We start from the raw sequence: 15,243 nt of genomic DNA on the forward strand, positions 1-15,243 counted from the left end.
CCGGGCCTCGGCGCTCGCCCGGGGCCCGTTCAGGTCCGGCTCAGGTACCGGCGGAGCAGGCGACCGGTCACCGCCCTTGTGCGGGGCCGGTCGGGGATGCCCAGGGCGGGGGCGGCCGTGCCCATAAACGCCTCGGCGAGCAGCGGTCCGAGCCCGGAGAGGGGCCGGGGCAGCCGTTCCTCGAAGACCTGGCGGGAAGCCGCCCACAGGGCCAGGCCCTCGGGGGTCTGGCGGAAGAAGCGCTCCTCGTAGGCGTCCTGGGCATCGGCGAGTTCGCCGTACGTGGCAGGGACCGGCTCCACGCCCAACCGGTGTGCGAGCAGCGAGTAGAAGGCGTGCGCGGACTCCTCCTCGGCCGCCGTCGGGCGGCGCGGCCCGTAGGCGGCTATGAAGCGCAGGGGGTGGACGCAGAACAGACCGAGCACGTAGACGTAGGCGTCGTTGTCGACGGGCAGTCCGTCGTGGACGCGGCGCAGGCGGTCCAGGACGCGCAGCGACGTCTCGCTGTCGGGACCTTGCTCGAGCACCTGGAAGAGCGCGGCCCCGGTGGCCTTGGCGCGCGCCAGAGGCTCCCCGGTGATCCGGCCGGTGGACATCAGCACGCGCGCGATGGACGGCACGGCGAAGCACCGGTAGAAGGCCAGGTTCAGACCGAGCTTCCAGGCCCGCGGGCATGCGCGGGTCAGGGCCTGGTACGTGCTCCAGGGAGCCTCTTCCGCGCCTCGGGTGCCACGGGGGCCGGAGTCCGTCATCCCGCCCCGTGAGGTCGAGCGGCCTCGGCACGTTCCCCGGGGGTGTCGACGTCCGTGGAGAGCGCCGAGGAGTGCGGCGTCAAAGGCTGTTCCCCGATGCTTGTGGTCCGGCATGACGTAGGGACGCCGGGCCCGTCCGCAGGGGATCCGCCGGGGCCGGGGTGACCCGGCCACGACCCTACTCCACGGTGAAGAGCGGGTCCCCGCCGCCGCCGTGGAGCGACGGCGGGGACCGCGGATGGCGATGAGACCTCGGGTCAGCGGGTGATACCGCCGGCCGGGAGAGGACGCATGACGCGTGTGGTGTCGCCCGAGCCGTCAGCTGCGGGAGTCACCGCCACCGCCACCGTCACCGTCGCCGTCCCCGTCGTCACCGCCGTCGTCGCCGTCGCCGTCGTCGGCGACCACGGAGACGGTGCTCTGGGGATGATCGGCGGCCACGGCGCTTGTTGTCGCGCCTGCCGTCCCGGTCAGAGCGGCGGCAGCGGCCACGGCGGCAATCAGTGTCTTGCGACTCATGATGGCGTGTCCTTCCGTGCATGATCGGTACTTGTCATGGTCGCCCGGTGCCGGAACGGCGCTGAGGTACTGAAGAGACCTTCAATGGCGTCCGGAGCGAGCCGGCCTAGCGGCACACCGGCCCCCGGCGTACGAGGGCTTCCGGGCTCCCGCGGGTGGCCCTGGCCGCTGACCCGATTGGCGGCAGCGGCCGGCGGCCACGGCTCCGTCCCGAGGGCCCATTCGGCACCTGCGAAACGGGGCCTGTTTCCAGAGTGCGCCCATGTCGGCCGAGATTCATCCCGACTCCGGGCTCCGGGCCCGGTGTGTGCGCGAACGGCCGGAGGCCGCCGGTGTCAGCCGCCCCAGGCCTCGTCGAACGTCCGCGAGTCGAAGAAGCACTCCCTGGACCAGACGATCCTTCCGTCCACGACGCGGAGCATCGACATCAGGTCGAGCACGTGCAGCAGGTTGCCCTCGGCGTCCAGGATGGTGTCGGTCCGCCGCATGAGGACGAGGTCCCCGTCGGCACGGATGCGGTGGACGTCGATGCCGAAGCCCTCCGCGCCCATGGTCTCCCGGGCGCGGCGCAGGTCGTCCAGCAGCGCGGCGAGGCTCTCCACGGGGTGGTCGTTGGAGGTGACCGACTGCCAGCTGACGTCGGGATGGACGAGCTTCCTGCAGGTGGCGACGGCATCCTCGTAGGTGGGACCGAAGCCGGCGCAGAAGTCACGTGCCACGTCCAACGGCGATGCAGAGCTCACGTTCTCACGTTCCTCGTGGGTGACCGGTCGGCATCGGGCATTCTGCCCGTGGGAGCCGCCCGGTGACAGGCCGTGCCGTACCCGGGAACGGCGCTCCTGGGAGCGTCAGGGCCCCCCAGGGCGGCGCGGACGTTCAGCGCCCCTGACCGGTGGCGAGACCGTCAGCGGCTCCGGCGGGAGTTGAGGCGGGCGGCCTGGCGGGTCAGGTGGTCGCGCTCCGCCAGGTTGGGTGCCTTCCGGGCCGCCTCGGCGTACAGCCGTGCCGCCGTGGCCAGGTCACCGTCGCGCTCGTGCAGGTAGGCCGCGACCGCGGAGTACCGGGGGAGTGAGTCGTCCAGTGCCGCGAGGGCGGCCAGGCCGGCGCGCGGCCCGTCGGCCTCGCCGACGGCCACGGCGCGGTTGAGCCGGACGACCGGGCTGTCGGTCAGGCGCGCCAACTCCTCGTACCACTCGACGATCTGCACCCAGTCGGTCTCCTCGGCGGTGGGCGCGTCGGCGTGCAGCGCCGCGACGGCGGCCTGTGCCTGGAACTCGCCCAGCCGGTCGCGAGCGAGTGCCTCCTGCAGGATGCCGATGCCCTCGGCGATCGCCGAGGTGTCCCACCGGCCGCGGTCCTGCTCTGCGAGGGGCACCAGGCTGCCGTCGGGCTCGGTGCGGGCGGCACGCCTCGCGTGGTGGAGCAGCATGAGGGCGAGCAGCCCCGCCACCTCGGGGTGGTCGATCGCGGCCGCGAGCCGGCGGGTGAGGCGGATGGCCTCGGCGACGAGGTCGACGTCACCGGAGTAGCCCTCGTTGAAGACCAGGTAGAGCACGCGCAGCACGGTCGCGACGTCACCGGGCTGGTCGAACCGCACGCCGGAGACGGTGCGCTTGGCCCGGCTGATGCGCTGCGCCATGGTGGCCTCGGGCACCAGGTACGCCTGGGCGATCTGGCGGGTGGTCAGCCCGCCCACGGCGCGCAGCGTGAGCGCGACCGCGGACGACGGCGTCAGCGACGGGTGGGCACACAGGAAGTACAGCTGGAGCGTGTCGTCCGTCGAGGGCGCCGGCCCGGGCGCCGGTTCCTGGTCGAGGAGGTCCTCCCGCCGTCGGCGGGCGGTGTCCGACCGTGTCGCGTCCAGGAACCTGCGCCAGGCCACGGTGACCAGCCAGCCCTTCGGGTCCCTCGGCGGGTCGGCCGGCCAGACCCGGACGGCCTCGACCAGCGCGTCCTGGACGGCGTCCTCGGCCGCCGCGAAGTCGGCTCCGCGGCGGACGAGGACGGTGAGGACGCCGGGCGTGAGGCCGCGGATCCGGGCCTCGTCGATGGGCGTGGTCATTCGGTGATGGTGGGCGGGGTGGTGAGGAAGGGGCGGAGTTCGAGCCATTCGTGGATGGGCCTGCCGCCGGCGCCGGGGGCGGCGGAGAGTTCTGCGGCGAGTTCGAGGGCGCGTTGGTGGGTGTCGACGTCGATGACCATCCAGCCGGCGATGAGGTCCTTGGTCTCGGCGAAGGGGCCGTCGGTGACGGGTGGGCGGCCTTCGCCGTCGTAGCGGACCCAGGTGCCCTCGGGGGCGAGGGCCTGGCCGTCGACGAACTCGCCGGTCTTCTCCAGGCGGGCGGCGAAGTCGTGCATGTACTGGATGTGGTCGGTGATCTCCTGGGGCGTCCACTGGTCCATCGGTGCGTCGTTCACCGCCGCCGGTGCGCCGCGGTAGTGCTTGAGCAGCAGGTACTTGGCCATCGTGGCTCTCCTTGGTGCCGGTGCGGCCCATTGTGGCCGCCTTCACCACGGGGACGGAGCCGGCCGCGGGATCTCGACATCGCCGCCGAATCCTTTCCGCGGATGTTCCGTCGGAGAGCCTCGGGCCGCTCCCGGGGCTCCACCCGAGCTGTGACGGTGGCGGCGTCAGATGAGTTCGAGGCCGCCGTCGACGGTGATGACCTGGCCGGTGGCCTGGCGCCCGGCGGGCTCGGCCATGCGCAGGATCCAGTGGGCGATGTCGTCGACGTCCGCGATGCGGTGGGTGGGGATGCGGGCCTGCTCGTAGGCGTACATGTCGTTGACCGCCTCGGGGGTGAGGCCGGCGGCGAGCATGACGTCGGTCCTGGTGGGGCCGGGGGCGACGCAGTTGACACGGATGCCCTCGGCGGCGAGTTCGAGGGCCCAGCTGCGGGTCATCTGCTCGATCGCGGCCTTGGTGGCCGAGTAGTGGGATCCGCCGGCCATGGGGCGGTGCCCGTAGGTGCTGGACACGTTGACGATGCTGCCGGACGACGCCCGCAGGTGCGGCAGGGCTTCGTGGGCGAGCATGCTCGGGACCACGACATTGAGGTGGAAGAGGTCCGCGATCACCTGCTTGTCCGCCTCGGCCAGCGGCATGACGGCCGTGCCGCCGGCGTTGTTCACCAGCAGGTCCAGTCGTCCCCAGCGCTCGACGGCGGTGCCGACGACTTGGGCGGGGGCGCCGTCGTCGACGAGGTCGACGGACAGGACCTCGATGTTCGCGTGTGTCCGGGCCGTCTCGTCGAGGGCGTCCTTTCGGCGGCCGACGCCGAGCACGTTCGCGCCCGCCTGGGCCAGGGCGAGCGCCGTCGCGCGGCCGATGCCGGAACCGGCTCCCGTCACGATCGCGACGTGGCCGGAGAAGGGCAGGTTCGAGGGGCTGGACATGGCTGTTCTCCAAAGTTTGATGTTCTACGAACTTCGAACATAACATGCGGGGGACGTTGTGCCCCGAATGGTGAGACGTGGCACAACTTTCCGCGCGCCTGAGGCGCAGCGTCCTTCGGACGTGGTGCTCGGCCCGTTCAGCACCCGGGGCGGCCCACCGCCTTCCGCGGTGGGCCGCCCCGGGGAGCCGTGAACCGTCAGCGGAACAGCCTGCCGAACCTGCGCACTTCCTCGGCGAAGATCTTCGGCTGCTCGAACGCCGCGAAGTGGCCGCCCCTGTCGGCCTTGTTCCAGTAGACGAGGTTGGAGAACGCCTTCTCGGCCCAGGCGCGAGGCGGCGTGTAGAACTCCTTGGGAAACAGTGTGACGCCCATGGGCACGTCGATCCTGACGGCGTTCATGGTGATGTCCGAGTTCTCCCAGTAGAAGCGTGCGGCGGACTCCGCTGTGTTCGTCAGCCAGTACAGGGTGATGTCGTCCAGCATTTCGTCCATGGTGAGGACCGCCTCCGGATTCCTGTCGCTGTCGGTCCAGACCCCGAATTTCTCGTAGATCCAGGCAGCCTGGCCGACAGGGGAGTCGGCCAGCGAATAGGACACGGTCTGGGGCCGGGTCATCATCTCGAGCTGGTACCCGATCTCGTTCTTCTGCTGGGCGTTCAGCTGGCTCATCGCGACCTGCTCCTCGGGAGTCAGGTGGTTCATGTCGAGATGGGGAGGGACGATCTGCGGGAAATTCAGATGGATTCCCAGCAGCCCCTTGGGTCGCAGCACTCCCAGCTGGACATTGACCGCCGCACCCCAGTCCCCTCCCTGGGAGAGGTAGTGGTCGTATCCGAGGCGGGGCATGATCTTGGCCCAGGCTTTCGCCGTCCGCACGCGGCCCCAGCCCAGTTCGTCCGGCTGATCGGAGAAACCGAACCCCGGCAGAGACGGGGTGACCACGTGGAACGCGTCCCGCGGGGATCCACCGAATTCGGTGGGGTGCGTCAAGCGCCGGATCACCTTGCGGAATTCCAGGATCGAGCCGGGCCAGCCATGGGTGAGCATGATGGGCATCGCGTCGCGATGAGGTGATCGGGCGTGCAGGAGGTGGATGCTGACACCGTCGATCACGGTGCGGTACTGGCCGAATCCGTTGAGCAGCGCCTCCACCCTGCGCCAGTCGTAGTGCCGCTGCCAGTGGTCCACGAGTCGCCTGACCCGCCACAGCGGTGCTCCCTGCGACCAGTCGTCCACGAGTTCCTGGGCCGGCCATCGTGTCGTCTCCAGTCGCCGCCGGAGGTCCTGCAGCATGCGTTCCGGCACGTGCAGCCTCATGGGCACGACCGCACCGCGGCCCGCCGACGGCATGGACAGGCCCGCAGCCGGGCCGCCCGTTCCCGTGGCGGCCTCGGCGACCCCGGATGTCATCGCCGCCGCGGCCGTTCCCGCGCCCAGTGCACCCATTGCGTACAGCAGTCGTCGACGGCTGAGGTTGTTGGCCTGGCTCGTCATGCGTCATTCACTCCGATCGTCGTCTTTCGGTGCCGCGGGAATCTCCGGTGTGCAGGGCTGCGACAGGGCCCGTGGCCCTGGCGATGCGAACCCGGGATATGCGCAATGCGCGCCTGATCGAGCCACTCCATGAGCCGCGAAACACGGCGGATTCACTCGGTGGCCGGCGCGGATCCGCATTCTCCGGCCGCCGGTCGGACGCGGGATTCACCGCACGGAGGCAGCCGTGGGGACAATTATGTTCGGCGGTTATCGAACTTCGCTTGCGACCATACATCGCACACACGCCGGTCGAGACCTCCGTGTGCGTGGCATGGGTCACGCGCCACTGTCCCGAATTCAGGTGACACCGTGTGCGCCCGGTGATGAGAGCACCGTCACGCTCGCATGGATCGCCGCAGGCGAAGGCGGTCGTGTTAGCTTGTTCGGCGTACGTCGAACATTCATTTCTCGCTGTCGGCGGGGCCCAACGGTGTGAACACGGGCCGGACTCAGGTCCGCACCCCGCCCCGGCCTGCACAACGTGTCGGACGACCGCCCGCCGGCACACCCAAGCAGAAGGAGAACAACCATGAGCACCATCACCACGGAAATGCAGGAGTTCATCTCCCGGGTCGTGCACGACGGGAGCAACTACCGCATGGACGCCATGGAGAAGCTCTACACGGACGACATGGCGATCCTCTTCCCGACCGCCCAGGGTGCCATCGCGGCGGCCCCCCGCAGGGAGGTCTTCGCGGAGTTCGCCGCCCGGGGCAAGGCAGGCGAGGCACCCCTGTCCACCGAGTACAAGATCCTGCACGCCGAGGACCAGGGCGAGCACGCGACCGCACTCCTCTACCGTCGCATGAGCGACACCGCTGCCCCGTTCCTCTACGAGCTGCGCCTGAAGCGAGGCGGTGCCTACGGCTGGCTCGTCGCCGGCGAGACCGTCACGCCGTGGCCCGACCCGGAGACCGCCGGCGCCTTCCTCCCGCCGCGGCAGGCCGCCTGAAACCGGCGCAGCCCGGGCGACGAGCCGACGTCCGAGCCGGCCCCGGCCCACGGACGGCCGCGTTCGCTCCCTCGCGGTGCGGGTGCGGCCGTTCGGCCGCCGAGCGTGGACCGGTCAGGGGACGGGATCCTGGCGAAGCCGCTCCTGCGCGGCCTTCTCGGCGTCGGCGAACGCGGCACGTCCTGCCTCGGTCAGGGTCACCTCGACCCTCCTGTGATCCCTGTCCCGGCGATGGCGCTCGATCAGTCCGGCCGCCTCGAGGCTCTTCAGGTGCGAGGACATCCGGGTCGCCGATTCCCGGAGGAACGCCGTCAGCCGTACGACGGGCACGGCCCGGTCCTCGGCTCCGGCGAGGGCACCGAGGATGAGGCAGTCGTACAGCGACAGACGGTGCCTGGCCAGCAACTCGCCTTGCAGGAGTGCCAGGTTGTACAGGACGGGTGGCGGCTGCCGCGGGGCGTCCACCGGCTCGCGGTCGTTCATGTCTCCTCCCCGGGACGGGTCCACCGGCCGCGGATTCGCGGCCTCAGGGGCTTAAGCGGGTTTCCCCGCGGGGCCGATGGCCGGCCGGCGGGCCATGAAGCCCTCGGATCGGGACACCGCATCGCCTGCGCGCACCCTGACGCGGCGGCGGCACGCAGGCGTCCGCCCGCCCGATGTCCTGATGTGAGGCCGATGCGGCACGGAGGACCGTCCGCCCCCGCCATCTCCCGGATCTACCGTCGTCAGCGCGGGGACACGGGCCGGAACCGTTGGGCTCGCACAGGGTGAGCGGCGGCACGTGCGGCGCGCGTTCGGCTGTGTACCGCAGTCCGCCGACGGCACGTCAGCATCGAGGAGGAGCGGCGGCATGAGCCTGCTGGCACGGATCGACCAGCCCGCGGACCTGAGGGGTCTGAGCCACCCGGAGCTGGTCCGGCTCGCCGGGGAGATCCGCGATTTCCTGATCCGGCACGTCGCGGCGACGGGCGGCCATCTGGGGCCCAACCTCGGCGTCGTGGAACTGACCCTGGCACTGCACCGCGTCTTCGACTCCCCGTGTGACCGGCTGCTCTGGGACGTCGGCCACCAGGCGTACGTGCACAAGATCGTGACGGGCCGGGCCGGCGAGTTCACCGGCCTGCGGCAGCGCGGCGGCCTGTCCGGATACCCCAGCCGCGAGGAGTCCGCGCACGACCACATCGAGCACTCTCACGCCTCGGCGGCCCTGTCGTACGCCGACGGCATGGCCAAGGCCGCACGGTTCGCGGGAGAGGCCGACCGGCACATCGTCGCCGTCGTCGGCGACGGAGCGCTCACCGGCGGGCTGGCCTGGGAGGCACTCAACAACATCGCGGAGGCACCCGGCCGGCCCGTGGTGATCGTCGTCAACGACAACGGCCGTTCGTACGCGCCGACCGTGGGCGGACTCGCGCGGCACCTTGCGGCCCTGCGCGCCCACGCCGGATACGAGCGTCTGGCCGGCTGGGGCAAGCAGGCCCTCGGCGGTGCCGGGACGCCCGGGCGCGCGCTGCACCGCACCCTGCACGCGGCCAAAGAGGGCGTCAAAGGGGGACTGAGGGCGGGCCTCGGGGAGGGCCACGCCGAGGCCGTGACGCCGCACTCGCTCTTCGGCGCGCTGGGACTGCAGTACATCGGGCCCGTCGACGGCCACGACATCACCGCCCTGGAAGCGGCCCTGGAGCGTGCCAAGACCCATGGCGCGCCCGTCGTCGTGCACTGCATCACGCGCAAGGGGCTCGGGTACGCGCCCGCCGAGCAGGACGAGGAGGACCATCTGCACGGCATCGGCACCATCGACCCGCGGACCGGGCGACCGCTGCGGCCCGCCGGTCTGACCTGGTCGGCGGCGTTCGGCCGGGAACTGGTGGAACTGGCGGACACGCACCCCGACGTCGTGGCGATCACCGCGGCCATGCCCGGCTCGGTCGGCCTGAACGACTTCGCCGCACGGTACCCGGCACGGTTCTTCGACGTCGGGATCGCCGAGCAGCACGCGGTCGCCTCGGCCGCCGGGATGGCCATGGCGGGACTGCACCCGGTGATCGCCCTGTACGGCACCTTCCTGAACCGCGCACTCGACCAGGTCCTGATGGACCTCGCGCTGCACCGTCTCGGTGCGACCCTCGTGCTCGACCGGTCCGGGGTCACCGGCGACGACGGACCCAGCCACAACGGGCTCTGGGACCTGGCGATGCTCCAAGCCGTCCCCGGCCTGCGCATCGCGGCCCCCCGCGATGCGCGCACGCTGCGGGAGCAGTTGCGGCGGGCCGTCTCGATCACCGACGCGCCGACGGTCCTGCGCTACCCGCGAGGCGCGGTGGGCCCGGAGATCCCGGCGGCCGGTCGCGCCGGTGCGGTCGACGTCCTGCGCGAGGCGGCGCCCGGCACCGGCACCGTCCTGCTGATCGCCGTCGGAACGACGGCCGCCGTCGCGCTCGAAGCGGCGGGGCTCTGCGCCGAACGCGGCGTGGAGATCACCGTGGTGGACCCGCTGTGGGTCAAGCCGCTTCCCGGTGAACTTGCCGCCCTTGCCGCCGGTCACGCCCTGGTCGTCACGGTCGAGGACGGTCTGCGTACCGGGGGAGTGGGCACGGCGGTGGTCCAGGCCCTGCAGGAGGCCGGTGTCCGCACTCCGGTGCGGGTCCTGGGCGTGGCCGACGGGTTTCCCCGGCAGGCGACCCGTGCCGAGATCCTCGCGGAAGCGGGCCTGACGGCACGGGCCGTCGCGGACACCGTCATTAAGGCTGCGGCGCAGGCCGCGGCCACGGCGGGGCCCGGCGGCCCCCGGACCGCCTCCGCGCCCGAAAGGTGATGAAGTGGGCACATCGGTAAAATGCCGCTACCGCGAGAGCGGCCGGAGGACGCGTTATGACGAAGATCATCCGCCGCGGAATCGGTGAGCGGACGCCCGGCCCCGGTCCCCGACCGCCCGGACACCGCGCAGCCGTCTCCGCCGCGGTGGCGGACCTCAACCCCGGCGCGCTGGCGTTCGTCATGGGCACCGGCATCGTCTCCACGGCCCTGTACGTCAACGGTGCCCGCACCGCCTCCGCCGCACTGCTGTGGGTGGCCGTGGCCGGGTTCGCGGTGCTGGTGCCCGCCTACGGCTGGCGGCTGCTGCGGCGGCGTGAACGGTTCGTCGCGGACTTCCTCGGGCCGCGCGCCTTCGCCTTCCTGACCCTCGCCATCTCCTCCAACGTGCTGGCCTCGCGCCTCGCGCCGGACGGCCACACGGCAGCCGTCGGGGCGTTCCTGGCGTTCGGGGCACTGGGGTGGGTGGTGCTGGACTACGGCATTCCGCTCGCGCTCATCACCACCCTGAAGCGGGGCCCCTCGTTCGACCAGGTGAACGGCACCTGGTTCCTGTGGGCGGTGGGCTCGGAGTCGGTGGCGCTCGCGGCGGCCTCGCTGGCCCGGGTGACCTCGGGACACGTACTGCCCGTGCTGGCGGTGGTGTGCTGGGCCGTCGGCCTGATGCAGTACCTGCTGACCTCCGCGATCGTCCTGGCCAGGCTGCTGGCCCGGCCCGTCCGGCCGGAGGGCCTCATGACGTCGGTCTGGATCTTCATGGGGGCGGCGGCGATCGCCGCGCTCGTCCCGGTGCGGCTGATCGCCCTCCCAGCGGGCAGCACGATGCTCTCGCGGGAGCTCCTCGTCGGGTCGTCCGTCGTCCTGTGGTCGTTCTCCAGCTGGCTCATCCCGCTCCTGCTGGCCCTGGGCGTATGGCGGCACGCGCTGCGCCGCATTCCGCTGCGCTACGACCTCGGCTGGTGGAACCTCGTCTTCCCGGTCGGGATGTACGCCGTCACCACGCACGAGCTGGGACGCGCGACCGGAACCTCGTGGATGACGAGCATGGGCCGCTGGGAGGTCTGGGTCGCCGCGGCGTTCTGGGCCGTCGTGTTCGCCGCCATGGTGGGTTCCCGGTTCCGGCCGCGTCGCCCGACCGCGGCGGGATCCGCTCCGGACACGGGGCAGGCACGCGCGTAGGACACGGCGCCGCCGCTCAGACGTGCAGCCAGGGCAGGTACCCCACCGGCAGCGCGAAGCTCATGACCACTGCTGTCGTCGCCGCCACGACGGCGCCCGTGTGGACCAGCCAGTGTCCGTGGTTCCCGAAGAGGAGGCACCGGACAAGGCCCACGAGTCCGCCCAGGGCGGCGATGACGCCGAGCTCGACGGCGAGCCCGATGTTGAGGATCTGCACCGCGCCCAGGACGAGGAGACCGACGGCCAAGGACGTCCCTCCGGTCGGGTCACGCATGGCGCCTCCCTCGTCCTGGACGGGTCCGGCGTGGTTCGGCGCCGTGTCCCGGCCCCCTGCGGGTGACACCGCCGGTCCCTCGCCCCGCGTCAGTCGGCGATCTCGATCCTGCCGTTGGACGTGTCGGCGTGGGCCGGCGCCGCGGTTCCGCGCCTGGTGATGCCCTTGAGCAGGTCGGCGAGGTCGACTCCCGTGGTGGAGCTGAGCAGTTCCATGCCCTGGGCCACGTTGTCCGCGACCGTACGGGACAGTTGGCCGGCTCCGTCCGTCGAGATCACGGTCATCTTGTCCACGGAGGCGAGCGGCTCGGAGGCCTTCGCGACGACCTGGGGCAGCACCTCGACCAGCATCTGCAGCACGGCTGCGTCGCCGTATTGTGCGAAGGCGTCCGCCTTCTTCCGCATGGCCTCGGCCTCGGCCGACCCCTTCGCCGCGATGGCCGCGGCCTGCGCCTCACCCTCGATGCGCACGGCATCGGCGAGCGCGGCGCGGTGCGCCTTCTCGCCCTCACCGGTCAGCCGGGAGCGCTGGGCGTCCGCCTCGGCCTCCTTGACCAGCGCGATACGGCGGGCCTCGGCCTCCTGCTCGGCCTGGTAGCGCGCGGCGTCGGCCGGCTTGCGGACCTTGGTGTCGAGTTCGCGGTCGGTCAGCGCGGCCTGCCGTGCGGCGACCTTCTCCTGCTCGGTGAGGACCTCCTGGCTGCGGGCGGCCTCGGCGAGCGGGCCGGCGGCAGCGGCACGGGCGGCGGCCTCGTCCGTCTCGGCCTTGATCTCGGCCTGCTTGAGCGCGAACGTCCGCTGGGCGATCGCGATCTCCTCCTCGGCCTTGAGCCGCGCCTGCTCCGATGCCTGCCGCGCCAGGGCTTCGGCGATGTCGGCCTCCTGCTTGGCCCGTGCTGCCTCGGGCCGTCCCAGGTCCTCCAGGTAGGAGCCCTCGGTGGTGATGTCCTGGATCTGGAAGGCGTCCAGGACCAGACCCTGCCCGGACAGACTCGCCTCCGCCTCCTCGGCGACCTGGCCGGCGAACGCCGCGCGGTCCCGGATGATGTCCTCCACGGACATCCGCCCGACGATGGAGCGCAGAGCGCCCGACAGGACCTCCTGGGTGAAGCCGACGATGCCGTCCTGCTGCATCAGGAACCGCTGCGCCGCCGCTCGGATGGAGTCCTCGGTACCCCCGACCTTGACGATCGCCACGCCCTCCAAGTGGGCCTTCACCCCTCGCAGCGTGACCGCGCCGCGTACGGCGACCGGGATGTGCCGGCTGGACAGGTCCAGGGTGAACTTCTGCTGGACGAAGGGCACGACGAACACGCCCCCGCCGACCACGACCTTCTGGCCGCTGTTGTCGGTGAAGATCCGTCCGGTCTCCGGGTCGGTGGACTTCTTGCCGCGCCGGCCGGTGACGATGAACGCCTCGCTGGGGCCGGCGACCTTGTAGCGGGTGACGACGACGAGGGCGAGCAGAACGACGAGTACGACGATTCCCACCACAGCGGTGAGTACAGGGCTCATGCCGGATTCCCTTGATCAGAGCAGAAAGTGACGAACAGTCAGTGGTCGACGGGGCGCACGGCCACCGACGTGGCCGACAGCGCCGCCTCCACCCACACCCTCGAGCCCCGCGCCAGCGGGACGGTGCTCTTGGCCGCGAGCTTCACGGGCTGACCGGCCAGGTACGCGAGCACCTCGCCGTAGCCGTCCGCCGGAATCGCGGTGACCACCATGCCCGTACCGCCGATGAGGTCGTCGCCACGTGGCGCGGCCGAAGCACCCCCGCGCATCAGGGACCGGCTGAACCTCCATGTCAGCCACCCCGCGACGCCCCCGGCGGCCACTCCCACCGCGACCGCGAACGCCGTCCCGAGACCCGTGGTGCCCAGGACGATCGCGCCGGTGAAGCCCAGCATCGACACGAATCCGGCGATCACCGGCAGGGACAGCAGTCCGTCCAGGCCGCCGAGCCCGTCAAAGAGTCCGTCCAGGACGCCGTCGAAGACCAGGGCCAGCGCCAGCACCACCAGACCGGCGATTCCAAGACCGAGAAACCATTCCATCCCGCCCCCGCCCGCTCGCCGATCCGGTCTTTCGAAGACACCGCGATGCTGTCACGGAGCGCAGCACTCGGTCATTGCCTGATCCCGGCAATCTTTACGCGTTCTTTACGGCCGGTCGGCGGCTCCGACGGGTCGAGGCCCCAGCCTCAGTTCGCTCGGGTGCGGGCGGCGGCGGGGCCACGGCGAGCGCGCCGGCCCCAGCGGCGGCAACGGATACGCCGTCATCCGGTGGTAGTCCGCAGTGGGGCCCGGCGCATCCGTGGGGGCGCGCCGGGCCGTCGGGATCACCGTGAGGGGGCCGACCGCCAGTCGGGGAGTTCCTCGAAGTACACGTCGTAGCGCTGCTGTTCGGGGAGGAGCGATGCGAACTCGGCCTCGCCGCGGCTGATGGCGGCCAGCTGCTCGAAGTAGCCGAAGCGTTCGATTCCCGGGCTGAGGACCACCACCACGTCGGCTGTCTCGCCGTCCGCCGCGCCGAAGACGTGCGGCAGGCCGGGCGGGATGACGACGAGCCCGCCTTTCGCCACCGTGGTCAGGGTGTCGCCGAGACGGAACAGCATCGTCCCGCCCAGCACGTAGAACAGCTCGTGGGAGAGCTTGTGGTGGTGCGGGGGTGCTCCGTCGGCGCCTGTCGCGAGGGTGAGGCGGCTGGCGCTGACCGCGCCTCCGTCGGCGAGCAACTCGAACGCGCCGTCGGTGAGGGATGCCCCGGCCGCCTCACCGGGTTGCACCACCAGCGCGGTGGTCCTGGCTTCCATGGTGACTCCTTCGATTCCGGCCCTCGCGCTCGCGGGGGTGGGTGCGCTGTCTGTCGTCGTGAACCGGGTCAGTCCCAGGCCCCGCCGCCGTTGACCCCCGCGATGGCGCCCGTGATGAAACCGCTGTCCTCACCGGCGTAGAAGGCGACGGCCCGGGCCACGTCGTCGGGCTTGGCCATCCGGCCGAGCACGGTCTGCGCCGCCTGGCGCTTCCTGTGCAGGTCGCCGAGGACATCGGCGATGCTCGTCTCGTCCACCGGGCTCGCGGCCACCACGTTGACGGTGATCCCGCGAGGCCCCATCTCCTGCGCGACGTAGCGGGCGAACTGGTTCAGCGCCGCCTTCGAGGTGCCCAGCGCGATCATGCCTTCCCGGGGCTGCCGGCTCGTGCCCGTACTCATGAAGACGATCCGGCCGTAGCCGCCAGCCGTCATGCCGGGGACAACGGCCTTGGTCACCAGAAACGCGGCCCGCATCTCCTCCTCCAGTTTGGTGCCCAACTCCTCCCACGACATCTGCTCGAACGACTTCACGGCGAACGGGACCAATGCGTTGTGGACCAGCACCTCCACCTCGCCCATGGCGGCGCGGACCTGCTCGACCATGCCGGCCACCGCGTCCGCGTCGCGAACGTCGGCCTGGACGGCCATCGCCTCGCCCCCGGCGGACCTGATGGACGCGACCACGTCGTCCGCTTCCTTGTGGCTGTTGAGGTAGTTGACGACCACCCGCATGCCGCGGGACGCCAGCAACCGGGCCGAGGCCGCGCCGATTCCCCTGCTCGCGCCCGTGACGAGCGCGACCCTGCCGCCGTGCCGACCGTTTGTCATGTTGACCTCCCAGGGGTCGTGGATGTCTCCGGCGCGGGGGTCGGGCGGGGACGCCGTGAAGCGCACCTCCGGGCCGATCGGCGAGCGGAAAGCGGGAGCGGGCCATCCGGGAGACGTCCACCGGAACCGCATCGTGCTGTACATGTACAGTTGTAGGCTACAGCAACTGTACATG

16 protein-coding genes are annotated in these 15,243 nt (G+C 71.4%); 3 read left to right on the forward strand and 13 right to left on the reverse strand.

Annotation, left to right across the window (positions count from 1 at the left end):
* Positions 1-29: 29 nt before the first annotated feature.
* The 7 genes from OIE69_RS35465 to OIE69_RS35495 form a co-directional block, all read right to left on the reverse strand.
* Positions 30-752, reverse strand: coding sequence for an oxygenase MpaB family protein (locus tag OIE69_RS35465; protein WP_326578726.1), 723 nt, complete (start codon positions 750-752; stop codon positions 30-32).
* Positions 753-1,070: 318 nt separating this feature from the next.
* Positions 1,071-1,271, reverse strand: a complete 201-nt coding sequence (locus OIE69_RS35470; protein ID WP_326578727.1) for a hypothetical protein — start codon at positions 1,269-1,271, stop codon at positions 1,071-1,073.
* A 335-nt stretch (positions 1,272-1,606) separates the two neighbouring features.
* Positions 1,607-2,014, reverse strand: a complete 408-nt coding sequence (locus OIE69_RS35475) for a nuclear transport factor 2 family protein (RefSeq protein ID WP_326578728.1) — start codon at positions 2,012-2,014, stop codon at positions 1,607-1,609.
* 161 nt (positions 2,015-2,175) lie between these two features.
* Positions 2,176-3,333, reverse strand: coding sequence for an RNA polymerase sigma factor (locus tag OIE69_RS35480; RefSeq protein ID WP_326578729.1), 1,158 nt, complete (start codon positions 3,331-3,333; stop codon positions 2,176-2,178).
* Positions 3,330-3,737: a YciI family protein gene (locus OIE69_RS35485; RefSeq protein ID WP_326578730.1), complete on the reverse strand. Its 408-nt coding sequence runs from the start codon at positions 3,735-3,737 to the stop codon at positions 3,330-3,332. The genes OIE69_RS35480 and OIE69_RS35485 overlap by 4 nt, the downstream gene beginning before the upstream one ends.
* A gap of 165 nt (positions 3,738-3,902) precedes the next feature.
* Positions 3,903-4,667, reverse strand: a complete 765-nt coding sequence (locus OIE69_RS35490; protein ID WP_326578731.1) for an SDR family NAD(P)-dependent oxidoreductase — start codon at positions 4,665-4,667, stop codon at positions 3,903-3,905.
* Between the two features lie 197 nt (positions 4,668-4,864).
* On the reverse strand, positions 4,865-6,163 hold the full coding sequence (locus tag OIE69_RS35495) for an epoxide hydrolase family protein (RefSeq protein ID WP_326578732.1): 1,299 nt from the start codon (positions 6,161-6,163) through the stop codon (positions 4,865-4,867).
* Between the two features lie 571 nt (positions 6,164-6,734).
* Here OIE69_RS35495 and OIE69_RS35500 point away from each other — a divergent pair.
* The gene (locus OIE69_RS35500) at positions 6,735-7,157 is read left to right on the forward strand and encodes a hypothetical protein (RefSeq protein ID WP_326578733.1); all 423 of its coding nucleotides are present in this window, start codon (positions 6,735-6,737) and stop codon (positions 7,155-7,157) included.
* Positions 7,158-7,271: 114 nt separating this feature from the next.
* Here OIE69_RS35500 and OIE69_RS35505 read toward each other — a convergent pair whose 3' ends face one another.
* Positions 7,272-7,640, reverse strand: a complete 369-nt coding sequence (locus OIE69_RS35505; protein WP_326578734.1) for a MarR family transcriptional regulator — start codon at positions 7,638-7,640, stop codon at positions 7,272-7,274.
* Positions 7,641-8,007: 367 nt separating this feature from the next.
* Here OIE69_RS35505 and dxs point away from each other — a divergent pair, with 367 nt between their 5' ends.
* Both dxs and OIE69_RS35515 read left to right on the forward strand, forming a co-directional pair.
* Positions 8,008-9,972 (forward strand): 1-deoxy-D-xylulose-5-phosphate synthase, encoded by a 1,965-nt coding sequence (gene dxs, locus OIE69_RS35510; RefSeq protein WP_326578736.1) that lies wholly within the window; start codon positions 8,008-8,010, stop codon positions 9,970-9,972.
* A 56-nt stretch (positions 9,973-10,028) separates the two neighbouring features.
* Positions 10,029-11,150 carry a tellurite resistance/C4-dicarboxylate transporter family protein gene (locus OIE69_RS35515; RefSeq protein WP_326578737.1) on the forward strand — a complete coding sequence of 374 codons (1,122 nt, stop codon included), beginning with the start codon at positions 10,029-10,031 and terminating at the stop codon, positions 11,148-11,150.
* 16 nt (positions 11,151-11,166) lie between these two features.
* On the opposite strand, the gene OIE69_RS35520 is transcribed toward OIE69_RS35515, so the two are convergent.
* The 5 genes from OIE69_RS35520 to OIE69_RS35540 all read right to left on the reverse strand — a co-directional run bounded on the left by OIE69_RS35520 (position 11,167) and on the right by OIE69_RS35540 (position 15,068).
* Positions 11,167-11,424 (reverse strand): hypothetical protein, encoded by a 258-nt coding sequence (locus OIE69_RS35520; protein WP_326578739.1) that lies wholly within the window; start codon positions 11,422-11,424, stop codon positions 11,167-11,169.
* A gap of 89 nt (positions 11,425-11,513) precedes the next feature.
* Entirely contained in the window at positions 11,514-12,938 is a 1,425-nt protein-coding gene (locus tag OIE69_RS35525) for a flotillin family protein (protein WP_326578741.1), read from the reverse strand.
* 38 nt (positions 12,939-12,976) lie between these two features.
* On the reverse strand, positions 12,977-13,480 hold the full coding sequence (locus OIE69_RS35530) for a hypothetical protein (RefSeq protein ID WP_326578743.1): 504 nt from the start codon (positions 13,478-13,480) through the stop codon (positions 12,977-12,979).
* Between the two features lie 284 nt (positions 13,481-13,764).
* Complete coding sequence (locus tag OIE69_RS35535) at positions 13,765-14,238, reverse strand: cupin domain-containing protein (RefSeq protein ID WP_326578745.1); 474 nt, start codon at positions 14,236-14,238, stop codon at positions 13,765-13,767.
* Positions 14,239-14,306: 68 nt separating this feature from the next.
* The gene (locus tag OIE69_RS35540) at positions 14,307-15,068 is read right to left on the reverse strand and encodes an SDR family NAD(P)-dependent oxidoreductase (RefSeq protein WP_326578747.1); all 762 of its coding nucleotides are present in this window, start codon (positions 15,066-15,068) and stop codon (positions 14,307-14,309) included.
* Positions 15,069-15,243 lie beyond the last annotated feature (175 nt).

The organism is Actinacidiphila glaucinigra, from assembly GCF_035918135.1.
In the GTDB taxonomy this organism is placed as follows: Bacteria; Actinomycetota; Actinomycetes; order Streptomycetales; family Streptomycetaceae; genus Actinacidiphila; species Actinacidiphila glaucinigra.